Origin of the sequence: Cypionkella sp., assembly GCF_028290025.1 — a bacterium.
In the GTDB taxonomy this organism is placed as follows: Bacteria; Pseudomonadota; Alphaproteobacteria; order Rhodobacterales; family Rhodobacteraceae; genus Cypionkella.
This window is the reverse complement of record NZ_JAQGKQ010000054.1, coordinates 1-13523: the sequence shown is the minus strand read 5'-3', so window position 1 is coordinate 13523 and position 13523 is coordinate 1. Positions and strand designations below refer to the sequence as shown.

Here is a 13523-nt window from a genome sequence, read left to right as displayed (position 1 = left end):
CTCCAGTCTAAGATGTTGAAAAGTAAAGCGATCCGGTAGGGTGCGCCTTGGCTCACCCCGGCCAAATTCAGGAAATGATCCCGAGGATATCGCTTTCTTTCATGATCAGCAGATCTTCGCCGTCAAGTTTAACTTCGGTGCCCGACCATTTGCCGAACAGGATCTTGTCGCCAGCTTTGACGGAAGGAGCGATCAACTCGCCCGAGTCCTTGCGAGCGCCAGGACCAGCCGAGACGATTTCGCCTTCAGCGGGTTTTTCTTTGGCGCTATCTGGAATGATAAGGCCGCCCTTGGTTTTGTCTTCGCCTTCGATGCGACGGACCAATACGCGGTCATGCAGTGGTGTGAATGCCATCTGGGTACACTCCCTTGAGTTTCCAGGTTTGAATAAGATTAGCACTCATATTGGCTGAGTGCTAACGACGCTTGAATTAGGCGCTGCGCCTCTCACAGTCAACACCCCTGTTCGCGAAACTTTTACGACGGCAGGCAAGAATGGGGCAAGATCGGGCCGCCATTCTGCCTTCGGGCTTGGCCTGAGCCCGTCAAAATGCAACCCTAGCGCCACGACTTATTCAGCAGGACGCCATGCGCCAATTTTCCGCTATTCTCGTAGGCTTATTGATCTTTTCCACCCCGGCGCTTGCCGAGTGTCAGGGTCAAAATCTGATAGACCAACTTTCGCCAGATGCCCAAACCGCCCTGCGCGCCGAGGCCGCAAAGCAGCCCTACGCCATCGGCAATTATTGGCTTGCCACCAAGCCGGGGCAGAAAATCACCCTGATCGGCACCTATCACTTCGACGATCCGCGCCATACTGCCACAATGGCAGCCCTCGCCCCGGTGCTGGCCGAAGCCAAAACCCTGCTGGTAGAGGCGGGGCCAAAGGAAGAAGATTCGCTCAAAGCCCGCATGGCCGATGATCCATCGCTGATCGTCAACACCGATGGTCCGACCTTGGCCGAAGTGCTTAGCCCCGCCGATTGGCAGCACCTCAGCAAAGCCGCCAATGATCGCGGCGTCCCCGCCTTCATGGTCGCGAAATTCCGGCCATGGTATGTCTCGGTGCTGCTCGCAATGCCCGCCTGTAGCATGGACATCACCGCGCCACCCGAAGGCTTGGACGCCCAGTTGATGAAAGCAGCCACCGCCCGCGATCTGCCAATCCAAGCGTTAGAGCCCTATGACACGCTGTTCTCGATCTTCGGGCAAATGAGCCAAGCCGAGCAGATCGACATGATCACTTCGGCCCTCGCACTGGAAGACAAATCCGCTGACATGGCGGTCACCCTCGCCGACGCCTATTTCGCCGAGGAAGGCCGCCTGATCTGGGAGTTCTCCAAGCTGCAATCGCTGCAAATGCCCGGTTTTACCCCCGAGCGGGTGGAGCGTGAATTCGCGGTGATGGAAAAATTGATGATGAACGACCGCAACCAATCCTGGATTCCGGTGATCACTGCCGCTGCAGCCAAAGGTACGGTGCTGGTGGCTTTTGGTGCGCTGCATCTGTCTGGAAAGCAGGGCGTATTGAATTTGCTGAAGGCGCAAGGCTATACCGTCACACGCCAATCACTTCTTCCCTGAATATTGCTCGCCCCCATAAAGGATTGATATGAAACGTCTGATCACATTTCTTGTTGTCATCGCGCTGGCTGCAGTCGTCTTCCTAGGCTACCGCTACAATGCTTGGGTCAGCAACACCTCCGGTGCGACCGATCCGTTTGACGAGGTTGGCATCGAGCTGCATCAAATGATGCCGGGCTTTGTGCAAGACTGGGGCTGCGGTAAGTTGAAGGCCAATTTCGGCACCAAGACCCTGCCGCCCTATGGTTGCGAGTCTGCGACCGATCCGGCCAAGTGGAAATAACCGCGACGCACGTAACGCCGCGTTCAATCCCCCGCCCCGCCGCGTGACAAACGGCTTTGCGCGTCTTATACAGCGGCAAAATCTCACACGAAAGCTTGCCCCATGACCACTATCGTTTTCGGCCACAAATCCCCCGACACCGATTCCACTGGCTCGCCGCTGATCTGGGCTTGGTATCTGTCCGAAGTGCGTAACACCCCCGCCAAGGCCGTGCTGCTGGGTCAGCCAAACACCGAAGCCGCCTTCATGCTGCGGCACTGGGGCTTTGCTACGCCCGAGATTATCGTGGACGTGTCCGCTGATGATAAGGTGGTGATCGTCGACACCAACAACCCGGCCGAGCTGCCGCCCTCAATCAATGCGGCCAAAATCGAAGCCATCATTGACCATCACATGCTGGTCGGCGGTTTGAAAACCAACACGCCGATCGACATCACCATCCGCCCGCTGGCCTGCACTGCCACGATCATGCACGATCTGATCGGCACGGAAATGGCGAAAGCCCCGCGTGAGATCAAGGGTGCGATGCTCAGTTGCATCCTGTCGGACACGCTGGAGTTTCGCTCACCGACGACCACGCCGCACGACCGCGCCGTGGCGGAATCCTTGGCCGCCGAACTGGGTGTGTCGATCCCCGATTTCGCTGCCGAACTGTTCGCGGCAAAATCCGACATCTCGGCGTTCTCAGAAGCGGCCCTGCTGCGGATGGACAGCAAAGAATATAACCTCGCAGGCCGCGAACTGCGGGTTTCGGTGCTGGAAACCACGTCGCCGGCACCCGTGCTGGCCCGCAAATCCGCGTTGATGGCCGCGATGCCGGGTGTCGCTTCTGAAGATGGCGCCGAGCAGGTCTTGCTGTTCGTCATCGACATCCTGCGCGAGGAGGCCACCTTGCTGGTGCCGAACGATCTGGTGAAATCGCTGGCCGAGGCTTCTTTCGGCGTGACGGTCACAGGCGATACCGTGGTGATCCCCGGCCTGATGAGCCGCAAAAAACAGATCATCCCGGCGCTGAAGTTCTGACCCAAAAACCCGCAGGAACTTTCAAAGCTCCGGCGGGTTTTTCATATGGCCGCTATATGGCCGGTATATGGCCGCTTTCTGGGTCATACACGTTTCGTTAACCCGACCCAAAAATCCCACTCCGGAAGCCCGCCAGATGACCGAGATCGTAGCCTCCCTTGCCGATATTTCCGCCCAGTATGATGCGGTGTTCTGCGACCTTTGGGGCTGCCTGCACAACGGTGTCACGCCCTTCCCCGCTGCGGTTGCAGCCTTGCAAGCCTTCCGCGCCAAAGGTGGCCGGGTCATTCTGCTGACCAACGCACCCCGCCCTAAAGCCAGCATTATCAGACAGTTGGACAAGATGGACGTGCCGCGCGACGCTTGGGATGATGTGGTGACGTCGGGCGATGCCGCGCAATATGCCATGCTCACAGGCGCTGTCGGCCACAAAGTTCACTTCATCGGCGCTGCGAAAGATGAGTCGTTTTTCACCGATTTCGCGCCCGATCTGCAAGCCGTCGCCGCCGCCAATCCCCCGATCAGCCGCGTTGCTGTCAAAGACGCTCAAGGTCTTGTCGTGACCGGTCTGGTTGACGACTTAACCGAGACCCCCGACGACTACCGCTCCGCGCTTCTTTTGGCAAAAAACCTAAATTTACCAATGCTTTGCGCTAACCCCGACATCATCGTCCACTTCGGCGACAAACTGCTTTACTGCGCCGGCGCCTTAGCGAAACTCTACGAAGACCTAGGCGGAACAGCCCTCTATTTCGGCAAGCCCCACCCGCCAATCTACGACCTCGCCAGACGCCGCCTAACCGCTTTGGGGGGTGCAGAAGACGCCCGAATCCTTTGCATCGGAGACGGCATTCACACCGACGTTCAAGGCGCGATCGGGGAAAGCCTCGACGCTTTGTTTGTCACAGGCGGCATCGCTTGTGAAAGCTTTGGGGCCGATTCTCACGATCCAAACAAAGACTTACTCGACGCTTGGCTGCAAGAAACCATGCTCTCGCCAAACTACAGCATCGGCCACCTTCGGTAATTAAGTTGCTTGTCGTCATATTTTTCAGCAACTTTAGGTCGCTTTGACTTTGCGCCGCGCTGCAGCATATGCTATGCTGCTTTAGCAAATTCAAGGGATTCGGCACATGCTCGACAACCACGCGCGCGGCACCATCTGCATCGAAGACCTTGAAATCGGTATGACCCGCAGCTTGCAAAAAACCATAACCGACCGCGATATCGAACTTTTTGCGGAAATTTCCACCGATCGTAACCCTGTCCACCTAGACGACACCTATGCCAAAGACACAATTTTTCACGGTCGCGTGGCGCATGGCATGTTGGTTGCAGGGCTGATTTCCGCGGTGATTGGCGAACAACTTCCCGGCCATGGTTCTGTTTACATTGGACAATCTTTGAAGTTTCTCGCCCCCGTCCGCCCCGGCGATACGGTGCAAGCGGTGGTCAAAGTCGCGGCGATTGATCATGCCCGTCGCCGTGTGACCCTTGAAACCCATTGCGCGGTGGGCAATACCGTGGTTCTGAAAGGCGAGGCGCTGGTTCTGGCGCCAAGCCGCAAGTTCGACTAGGGGCGCGTTGCCGCCCCGCTCTGGGGTAAGATGCAAATAAACCAGCATTGGCAAGGGCTTGACCCTTCAACGCGCGGCGCTTCGGTGGCGATGGGCAACTTTGATGGCGTGCATCTGGGCCACCAAGCGGTGATCGACCTCGCCCGCCCACACGGCCCGCTTGGCATTGTCACGTTTGAGCCGCATCCGCGCGAATACTTCGCCCCACAAAGCCCAGCCTTCCGCCTGATGAACCCCGAAACCCGCAGCAATCGCCTTGCCAAGCTGGGCGTCAAGCAGTTGTTTCAACTGTCTTTTAACGCCGAAATGGCCAGCCTGACTCCCGAAGACTTCGCACGGCAAGTGCTCGCCGAAGGCTTGGGTGTCGCGCATGTCGTCGTGGGCAGCGATTTCTGCTTTGGAAAAGGTCGCGCAGGCAAGGCCGCCGATCTGCAAGCCCTTGGTATCAAATATGGATTTGGCGTCACCATCGCTGATCTTGTGAAAACCGACGGCCGTGAGATTTCCTCAACAGCGATCCGTATGGCGCTGGCCGAGGGTCGTCCGCGCGATGCCGCAGCCATGCTCGGCCATTGGCACCGCATTGACGGCGAAGTGATCCATGGCGAAAAGCGCGGCCGCGAGCTGGGCTATCCGACGGCCAATATGTCGGTTCAGGGCCTTCATCTGCCGAAACTTGGCGTCTATGCAGCGCTCGTGAACGTGCTGACAGGTCCGCAGATCGGCAGCTATCATGGTGCCACGAGCCTTGGTGTGCGTCCGATGTTTGGCGAGAATACCCCGAATCTTGAGACCTATATCTTTGATTTCAAAGGTGATCTCTACGGTCAGCACGTCTCTATCGGCCTCATCGACTATCTGCGCTCCGAGATGAAGTTCGACGGCCTGCCCGGCTTGCTTTTACAAATGGCCGAAGATGTCGTCAAATCGCGCGAAATTCTTAGCGGTCTCTAAGCTGCGCAACCCCTTCCCTTTTCCCGCCCTTCAGGTCAGTTTGCGGCATGACTTTGCGTCCTAAATACTGGGAAACCGTTCCCCTCGCCAAAATGACCGCCCCCGAATGGGAGGCGCTTTGTGACGGCTGCGGCAAATGTTGTCTGAACAAAATCGAATATGAAGACACCGGCGAAGTCGAGTACACCCGCGTCGCTTGCCGCCTGCTCGACAATGAAACCTGCCAGTGCTCGAACTACGCCAACCGTTTCAAATTTGTGCCAGAATGTATACGGTTGACGCCGAAGACCCTGAAAAAGATCAGTTATTGGCTGCCAGCCACCTGCGCCTACAAGCTTTTGCAACAGGGCAGATCGCTGCCCGCTTGGCATCCTTTACGCACCGGTGATCCGAATTCCACCCACAGTTCTGGCAATTCGATGCGCGGCCAGACCGTCTCCGAAGCCAGCGTCGATGAAGACGACTGGGACGATTTTATCATTCAGGAAAACTTGTAATGTATTTCACCTCTGACAATGCTTCCGGCGCGCATCCCGATATTCTTGCCGCCCTCACCCGCGCCAATGATGGCTTTGCCCGCAGCTACGGTGCGGATGCCATCATGCAGCGGGTGACCGAACGGGTGCGCGAGGTGTTCGAGCATCCCGATGCCGCCGTTTACCTTGTCTCTACCGGAACGGCGGCCAATTCGCTGGCCTTGGCGATCTACAGCCAGCCGTGGTCGGCGGTGTTCGCCCATACGGATGCCCATATCGCCACCGACGAATGCGGCGCGCCGGAGTTCTACACTTCGGGCGCGAAACTGATCGGCGTGCCCGGCGATCATGGCAAGATGAACCCCGAAAGTCTGGCGCAAGCCATTGGCCGCATCGGCGAAGTTGGCGTGCATGGCGTGCAGCGCGGCATGGTTTCGATCACCAATGTTACCGAAGCGGGCACGGTTTACACACCTGCCGAGATTGCCGCTTTGACGGCGGTGGCGAAATCCTACGGGCTGCCCTGCCATCTGGACGGCGCGCGTTTTGCCAATTCTCTGGTGACCAGCAACGCCAGTGCTGCACAGATGACTTGGGCTGCGGGTATTGATGTGGTGTCGTTTGGCGGCACGAAAAATGGCTGTCTTGGCGTCGAGGCTGTGGTGATATTCGACCCCGCGAAGGCTTGGGAGTTTGAACTGCGCCGCAAACGCGCCGGGCATTTGGTCTCGAAACACCGCTATCTGTCGGCGCAGATGGAGGCTTATCTCGAAGGCGATCTGTGGCTTCGGCTGGCGCGGCAGGCCAATGCAACCGGTGCACGATTGGCGCAGGGCGTTGCAGGTGCTGGCGCGCGGCATCAGCACCCGGCGCAGGCAAATATGATGTTTCCGGAATGGTCGCTTGGAACCCATGCACGGCTGGAAGCCGCAGGTGCCGCCTATTACCAGATGCCCGCGCGCGCAGGTTTTGAAGCGGCCCGGTTGGTGACGTCATGGAACACCACCGAGGCAGAGGTTGATCAGTTCCTGAGCGTGCTGCGCGCCTAAGCCTCGTTCAGATGCGCCTGCACCACCGGAGCAATCTTGGCGGCGTGGGTGATCGCTACCATATGCCCGGCTTCCGGCACCACCAACCGCGTGGCTCGCGGCAGGCGCTTGGCAAGCGCGCGGTGCAAAGCGTCGATGATGGCGGGGCTTTGGGCGCCCTCAATCAGCAACACTGGCACCCGCACAGCCTCTAAACCTCCACCGCGCAGAATGCCCGCCGCATCGTCCAACAGCGTCGGATTTTGCTCCCCGATAAGATGGATACGTTCGACCATATACTGCCGCGTGCGCTCTGTCAGGTCAGCGAAGCGATCCCCCGATCCCCAATGGCTGTGGAACAAGGCGGCTGCGGCTTCGAGATCACCGGTCTTTACCAAAGCCGCGAATCCCAGATGATCGGTGCGGAAACTGGCAAAAACGGCCGCATCCTCGGCCTTCGCTGCGGCGAAAATCACCGGCTCCACCAGTGTGAGGCTCCGCACCAGATCGGGACGCTCCACCGCGATGCGCAGTGCGACGGTGCCGCCAAAGCTGTGGCCAATCAGATCAATCGCAGTCCCTTGGCCAAGGCTTTCGATCATCGCAATCGACTGGGCAGTGGCCAGCGCGTGCATATCCGTCCTCGCCACCCAGTTGGCAGCACGGCCATGCCCCGGCGCGTCGGTGGCGGTGACCGTCACATCCTGCAACTTCGCCGCCAGCCCCGACCACGCCCCAGCATGGGCGAGACTGCAATGCAGCGCCAGCACCGCGCGGTCGCCGCCCCGATTCCAGACGCGGAACGGTGGCAGCGTGTCAAACAGCAAATCTTCTGGCATTCACAACTTCCCAGACAGATACAGATCAAGGTCTTCCAGCCGATCCTGACCCCAGAACCGCTGATCGCCGACGATATAGAACGGCACCCCAAACACTCCGCGCGCGGCGGCTTCTTCGAGGTTCGCCATATAGGTTTCAGCCGCCATCAGCATGTGTTTGTCCGCGATCTTCGGATCGAAACCGTGCGCGGCAAGAATGTCTTTCACCACCTCATCCTCGGCAATGTTGCGGTTCTCAGCCCAGACCGCACGCAGGAAAGCTTGCACCAAGCCTGCCACATCACCACCAACCTTGGCCGCCGCAATGATCGCATAGGAGGCAGGCGCAGGGTTCGCCGGGAAGAACGCCGGCTGCAAATTCAGTGGCATATTCAGCCGCGCCGACCACCGCTGCAGCTCTTGCAGGCGGTAGGTTTTGCGGGATTCGTGACGCTCTGCCAACACCTGCCCACCCGTGCGCGGGAACAATGCCGGAGCGTTTAGCGGGATATAACGAATGGTCGCAGCGCATTTGGCGGCAATCGTCTCTAGTCTGTCGCCCGCTAGGTAGCAGAACGGCGAGATTGGCGCGAAGTAGTAGTCGATCTGTGGCATTTTATGCGCCCCCAAGGCTTGCACGGTTTGCAAGACCCTAGCCGGGTGATAAGCGGTGTCAACAATCTGTATCCCGTCGCCGGAGTGACCCTATGCCCGCAATGACCGAGCCGAAACTGATTTCCGGCAACGCAAACCTATCGCTTGCGAAATCCATTGCTCGGCGCATGTCGATGCATCGAGGCATGTCGGTCAATCTGGTCGATGCAAGGATTGAACGCTTCAACGATGCCGAGATCTTCGTAGAGGTGTTCGAGAACGTGCGCGGCGAGGATATGTATATCATCCAGCCGACCTCAAACCCCGCCAACGATAATCTGATGGAACTGCTGATTATGACGGACGCTCTGCGGCGGTCTTCGGCAGATCGGATCACCGCGGTGATCCCGTATTTCGGCTATGCGCGGCAAGATCGCCGCGCCAAGGCGCGCACTCCGATCACCGCCAAACTGGTGGCGAATATGTTGGTCGAGGCTGGGGTGGATCGGGTCTTGACGCTCGATCTACACGCGGCGCAGATCCAGGGGTTTTTCGACATTCCGGTGGACAACCTTTATGCAAGCCCGGTGTTCGCGCTGGACATCGAGCACAACTTCAAAGGCCAGATGCACGATATCATGGTGGTCTCGCCTGATGTCGGTGGTGTGGCGCGGGCGCGGGAATTGGCCAAGCGGATCAACGCGCCGCTGGCGATTGTTGATAAACGTCGCGAGAAGGCGGGCGAGATTGCCGAGATGATCGTGATCGGCTCTGTTGCGGGCAAGAAGTGCATCATTGTAGACGATATTTGCGACACCGCAGGCACGCTTTGCAAGGCGGCTGAGGTGTTGATGGAAAACGGCGCGACTGAGGTTCACTCTTATATCACCCACGGGGTTTTGTCGGGTCCAGCGGTGGAGCGGGTCACCAACTCGGTGATGAAATCGCTGGTGATCACGGATTCGATTGAGGCGACCGAGGCGGTGAAAAACTGCCCGAACATCCGCATCGTCCCAACCGCGCCGATCTTCGCGCAGGCGATTTTGAATATCTGGAACGGCACGAGCGTTTCGTCGCTGTTTGAAACGGACACTCTGGTGCCGATTTATGAGGGCATGTATCAGCGGCCCTGATATTGCACGTTAAAGATGGTCCACGTGTGGACCACCTTTTATTCGTGTAATTGAACAGCGTTGCTATGAAATATTTAACCTTTGGCGGCTTAAATTAGCCCTTCGCAGGCTCATTCAACCTTTGCCCGCCACCTTTTTAGCCCGCCTAATAAAGCTGCCAATCTTCTTCACTATCCGCCGAACCTATCGCAATCCAGTCGGCGCGGACGCGAGCAACCCTTGTGTCGCCCCAAGTGCGAAACACCAGATGAAAGCCGGCGACGGTGATGTCCTCGGCGGTAATGTCAGCGCGCGAGGTGTGTTTGTGGTCAATGTCCCACATCGAGATTGACGCCATTACCGTTGGCGGCTCGGTGAACGGCTCTTTGAACACCACCACATGACGGCTTTCGCGCGCGCCCTGCCCTGTCCACATTGCCCCGCCATCCGCGAAGTCTGAAAAGAGGACGCGACTGCCCTGCAGAATGCCGACTGTGTTGGATACGATGCGTTTCATAGGGACTCATTACTTATTCTGTACAGATAGCAGCCAATTCCGACAAAAAAAGGTCAAAACCGGCGCATACGCGGCGCATTTCAGGCGCGTCGATAAACGCATAGCCCCGCCGTGATAAACGAAAAAGCCCCGACAAAGCGGGGCCTGATCTATTCTTTGGCAGCCTGCTTCAAAAGCCAGCAGCGGTGCGCATCGCGACCAGATCGGCCATGACCTTGTCGGCCACATCTTTCTCGACACCAATAGCGGTGGCTTCAGACGCATCAGCGATCAATTGATCCATCAACACCGGGGTCAATTCCTCGACCGGGATGGCACGTTCGGCCAGAACCGACACGCTATCCGCGCTGATTTCAGCGAAGCCACCAGTGACGACGAAGGATTTAGTGCCCTCTGCCGATACGACTTTCAACACGCCGGGGCGCAGGGTGGTGATGGTGGGGGAATGCCCCTCCATCGCCGTCAGGTCGCCATCGGCACCCGGGATTTGCACCTCGGTCGCCACCACGGACGCCAAACGGCGTTCGGGTGACACGAGATCAAATTGCAGCGTTCCAGCCATAATGCCCCCTTAGGCCGCAGCCGCAGCAAGCCGCTGAGCTTTGGCCTTTACGTCTTCAATGCCGCCAACCATGTAGAAGGCCGCTTCTGGCAAATGGTCATATTCGCCGGCCACAACTGCCTTGAACGAAGCAATGGTGACGTCCAGCGGAACCTGCACGCCGTCAGAGCCGGTGAAGACTTTCGCCACGTCGAACGGCTGCGACAGGAAGCGTTGGATCTTCCGGGCGCGCGAAACGGTGAGTTTGTCTTCTTCGGAAAGCTCGTCCATGCCGAGGATGGCGATAATGTCTTGCAGCGATTTGTAGCGTTGCAGAACACCTTGGACCGAACGCGCAACCATGTAGTGCTCATCGCCGATAACAGCCGGGTCGAGCAGACGCGAAGTTGAGTCAAGCGGGTCAACCGCCGGGTAGATGCCGAGTTCCGAGATAGCCCGCGACAGAACGGTCGTTGCGTCCAAGTGGGCGAACGAGGTTGCTGGAGCAGGGTCGGTCAAGTCATCGGCAGGCACGTAGATGGCTTGAACGGAGGTGATCGAACCGGCTTTGGTCGAGGTGATGCGTTCTTGCAGAGCGCCCATGTCGGTTGCCAGCGTTGGCTGGTAGCCCACGGCGGACGGGATACGACCGAGCAGCGCCGACACTTCCGAACCCGCTTGGGTAAAGCGGAAGATGTTGTCAACGAAGAACAAAACGTCCGTGCCGGATTGGTCGCGGAACTGTTCTGCCAAGGTCAGACCCGACAGAGCCACGCGCAGACGTGCTCCCGGTGGTTCGTTCATTTGGCCGTAAACCAGTGCCACTTTCGATTTGGTCATGTCTTCGAGGTTGATAACCCCGGACTCGATCATCTCGTGGTAAAGGTCGTTGCCTTCACGGGTCCGCTCACCCACACCAGCGAACACCGAGAAACCCGAGTGCACTTTGGCGATGTTGTTGATCAATTCCATGATCAGAACGGTTTTACCCACGCCCGCGCCGCCGAACAGACCGATTTTGCCGCCCTTAGCATAAGGTGCCAGCAAGTCGATCACCTTGATGCCGGTGACCAGCACTTTGGATTCGGTGGCTTGCTCGGCGAAAGTTGGCGCCGCGCGGTGGATGGAGCGGTATTCGGTCGCGTTAACCGGACCCTTTTCGTCAACCGGCTCGCCGATGACGTTCAGGATGCGGCCCAGCGTAGCATCGCCAACCGGAACCTGGATCGGTGCGCCAGTGTCCGTCACAGGCGCACCACGGACGAGACCCTCGGTCGCGTCCATAGCGATGGTGCGCACGGTGTTTTCGCCAAGATGCTGGGCCACTTCAAGGACCAGTTTCTTGCCGTTGTTTTCAGTGATCAGCGCGTTCAGAATTGCGGGAAGATCGCCCGCGAACTGCACGTCAACCACGGCGCCGATGATTTGCGTCACCTTGCCTGCAGCTGCTATCGGTGCTTGTGCCATAAAGTTTCTCCGGTTCGTTAAAGCGCTTCAGCGCCCGAAATGATTTCGATAAGCTCTTTGGTGATCGCAGCCTGACGCGAGCGGTTGTAGATCGTGGTGTATTTGGTGATCATCTCGCCTGCGTTGCGCGTTGCGTTGTCCATCGCGCTCATCCGGGCACCTTGTTCAGACGCACCATTTTCCAGCAAAGCCGTGAAGATTTGCGTCGCGATGCTCCGCGGCAGAAGATCGGCCAAGATGCCTTCTTCGCTGGGCTCGTAGTCATAAAGCGCCGAGACGCCGCTGGCTTCGAACTTGGCCGGGATCACCTGCAACGCCGTCGGGATCTGAGCGATCACCGACTGGAAGCGGTTGTAGAAGATGGTGACCACGTCGCATTCGCCAGTTTCAAACCGGGCCAGCACATCACGGGCGATGGTTTGCGCGTTGATATAGCCGACGCGCTTGACGTCTCCCATATCGACATGGCCGATCATATACGCCGCATAATCCCGGCGCAGCTGCTCGCGACCTTTTTTGCCAACGGTGAGAATTTTCACCGTCTTGCCTGCGCCCAACAACTCATTCGCACGCGCACGGGCAAGCCGCACGATGGTGGAGTTGAAACCGCCGCAAAGTCCGCGCTCTGACGTCATCACGACCAACAGATGCACTTGATCGCTGCCCGTCCCGGCCAAAAGCCGGGGCGCGCTTGCCGATTGTCCAACCGAGGCAGCCAAGCCCCCCATCACCGCTGTCATCCGCTCGGCATAAGGCCGGGCAGCTTCAGCGGCATCTTGGGCGCGGCGTAGTTTCGCCGCAGAGACCATCTGCATCGCCTTGGTGATCTTGCGAGTGTTTTTCACACTCGCGATCTTGTTCTTTAAGTCCTTAAGGCTGGGCATGCGTTATCTCCCCTGCCCCGCCCTTAGGCGAAGTCTTTCGAGAAAGCTGCGATCTCGGCTTTGATGGATTTCTCCAGATCGCCCGAAACTTTACGGTCGTTCACGGTGATATCATCCAGCAAAGCTTTGCCCGGGCCGCGCAGGTGCTTCAGCAAACCGGTTTCAAAGCGGCCAATGTCTTTCACCGCAACCTTGTCCAAAGCGCCGGAAGTGCCTGCGTAGATCACGCAAACAATCTCAGCGTTGGTCATCGGCGAGTATTGGTTTTGCTTCATCAACTCGGTCAGACGCGCACCACGGTTCAGCAAAGCTTGGGTCGAGGCGTCAAGGTCGGAACCGAACTGCGCGAAGGCAGCCATTTCGCGATACTGCGCAAGCTCCAGCTTGACCTTACCAGCCACCGATTTCATCGCGTTGGTTTGGGCAGACGAGCCCACGCGGGAAACCGACAGACCGGTGTTCACAGCAGGGCGGATGCCTTGGTAGAACAATTCGGTCTCAAGGAAGATCTGGCCATCGGTGATCGAGATCACGTTGGTCGGGTTAGAGGCCGAGACGTCGCCGGCCTGGGTCTCGATGACCGGTAGCGAGGTCAACGAGCAATTGCCGAAGTCGTCGTTCATCTTCGCCGCCCGCTCGAGCAGGCGGCTGTGCAGGTAGAAGAC

At 58.3% G+C, this 13523-nt stretch carries 16 protein-coding genes and 1 pseudogene; 9 read left to right on the top strand and 8 right to left on the bottom strand.

Annotated features, from left to right (window positions below):
- Positions 1–67: 67 nt before the first annotated feature.
- A complete protein-coding gene (locus JWS10_RS08935; protein ID WP_054006994.1) occupies positions 68–355 on the bottom strand; it encodes a co-chaperone GroES in 288 nt (95 codons plus the stop codon).
- Positions 356–588: 233 nt separating this feature from the next.
- On the opposite strand from JWS10_RS08935, the gene JWS10_RS08930 reads away from it, so the two are divergent.
- The 8 genes from JWS10_RS08930 (at position 589) to JWS10_RS08895 (ending at position 6946) form a co-directional block, all read left to right on the top strand.
- Positions 589–1584, top strand: a complete 996-nt coding sequence (locus tag JWS10_RS08930; RefSeq protein WP_299506515.1) for a TraB/GumN family protein — start codon at positions 589–591, stop codon at positions 1582–1584.
- Positions 1585–1612: 28 nt separating this feature from the next.
- Positions 1613–1867 carry a hypothetical protein gene (locus JWS10_RS08925; RefSeq protein ID WP_299478314.1) on the top strand — a complete coding sequence of 85 codons (255 nt, stop codon included), beginning with the start codon at positions 1613–1615 and terminating at the stop codon, positions 1865–1867.
- A gap of 102 nt (positions 1868–1969) precedes the next feature.
- A complete protein-coding gene (locus JWS10_RS08920; RefSeq protein ID WP_299506512.1) occupies positions 1970–2890 on the top strand; it encodes a manganese-dependent inorganic pyrophosphatase in 921 nt (306 codons plus the stop codon).
- A gap of 136 nt (positions 2891–3026) precedes the next feature.
- Positions 3027–3917: a TIGR01459 family HAD-type hydrolase gene (locus tag JWS10_RS08915; protein WP_299506510.1), complete on the top strand. Its 891-nt coding sequence runs from the start codon at positions 3027–3029 to the stop codon at positions 3915–3917.
- Between the two features lie 106 nt (positions 3918–4023).
- Positions 4024–4467: a MaoC family dehydratase gene (locus tag JWS10_RS08910; protein ID WP_299478305.1), complete on the top strand. Its 444-nt coding sequence runs from the start codon at positions 4024–4026 to the stop codon at positions 4465–4467.
- A 30-nt stretch (positions 4468–4497) separates the two neighbouring features.
- Entirely contained in the window at positions 4498–5421 is a 924-nt protein-coding gene (locus JWS10_RS08905) for a bifunctional riboflavin kinase/FAD synthetase (RefSeq protein ID WP_299506508.1), read from the top strand.
- 47 nt (positions 5422–5468) lie between these two features.
- Positions 5469–5918, top strand: coding sequence for a YcgN family cysteine cluster protein (locus tag JWS10_RS08900; protein WP_299478298.1), 450 nt, complete (start codon positions 5469–5471; stop codon positions 5916–5918).
- Positions 5918–6946, top strand: coding sequence for a low specificity L-threonine aldolase (locus JWS10_RS08895; protein ID WP_299506505.1), 1029 nt, complete (start codon positions 5918–5920; stop codon positions 6944–6946). The genes JWS10_RS08900 and JWS10_RS08895 overlap by 1 nt, the downstream gene beginning before the upstream one ends.
- Here JWS10_RS08895 and JWS10_RS08890 read toward each other — a convergent pair.
- Complete coding sequence (locus JWS10_RS08890) at positions 6943–7764, bottom strand: alpha/beta fold hydrolase (RefSeq protein ID WP_299506503.1); 822 nt, start codon at positions 7762–7764, stop codon at positions 6943–6945. The genes JWS10_RS08895 and JWS10_RS08890 overlap by 4 nt on opposite strands.
- Positions 7765–8358 (bottom strand): 2-hydroxychromene-2-carboxylate isomerase, encoded by a 594-nt coding sequence (locus tag JWS10_RS08885; protein WP_299506501.1) that lies wholly within the window; start codon positions 8356–8358, stop codon positions 7765–7767.
- Between the two features lie 92 nt (positions 8359–8450).
- Here JWS10_RS08885 and JWS10_RS08880 point away from each other — a divergent pair, with 92 nt between their 5' ends.
- A complete protein-coding gene (locus JWS10_RS08880; RefSeq protein WP_299478286.1) occupies positions 8451–9470 on the top strand; it encodes a ribose-phosphate pyrophosphokinase in 1020 nt (339 codons plus the stop codon).
- A 145-nt stretch (positions 9471–9615) separates the two neighbouring features.
- On the opposite strand, the gene JWS10_RS08875 is transcribed toward JWS10_RS08880, so the two are convergent.
- The 5 genes and pseudogenes from JWS10_RS08875 to JWS10_RS08855 form a co-directional block, all read right to left on the bottom strand.
- Positions 9616–9966 carry an H-type lectin domain-containing protein gene (locus JWS10_RS08875; protein WP_299506499.1) on the bottom strand — a complete coding sequence of 117 codons (351 nt, stop codon included), beginning with the start codon at positions 9964–9966 and terminating at the stop codon, positions 9616–9618.
- Between the two features lie 169 nt (positions 9967–10135).
- Complete coding sequence (locus JWS10_RS08870) at positions 10136–10528, bottom strand: F0F1 ATP synthase subunit epsilon (RefSeq protein WP_299506498.1); 393 nt, start codon at positions 10526–10528, stop codon at positions 10136–10138.
- A gap of 9 nt (positions 10529–10537) precedes the next feature.
- The gene (gene atpD, locus JWS10_RS08865) at positions 10538–11974 is read right to left on the bottom strand and encodes a F0F1 ATP synthase subunit beta (RefSeq protein WP_299478280.1); all 1437 of its coding nucleotides are present in this window, start codon (positions 11972–11974) and stop codon (positions 10538–10540) included.
- Between the two features lie 17 nt (positions 11975–11991).
- On the bottom strand, positions 11992–12858 hold the full coding sequence (locus tag JWS10_RS08860; protein ID WP_299478277.1) for a F0F1 ATP synthase subunit gamma: 867 nt from the start codon (positions 12856–12858) through the stop codon (positions 11992–11994).
- A 23-nt stretch (positions 12859–12881) separates the two neighbouring features.
- A pseudogene (locus tag JWS10_RS08855) lies at positions 12882–13523 on the bottom strand (F0F1 ATP synthase subunit alpha); the annotation flags it as partial.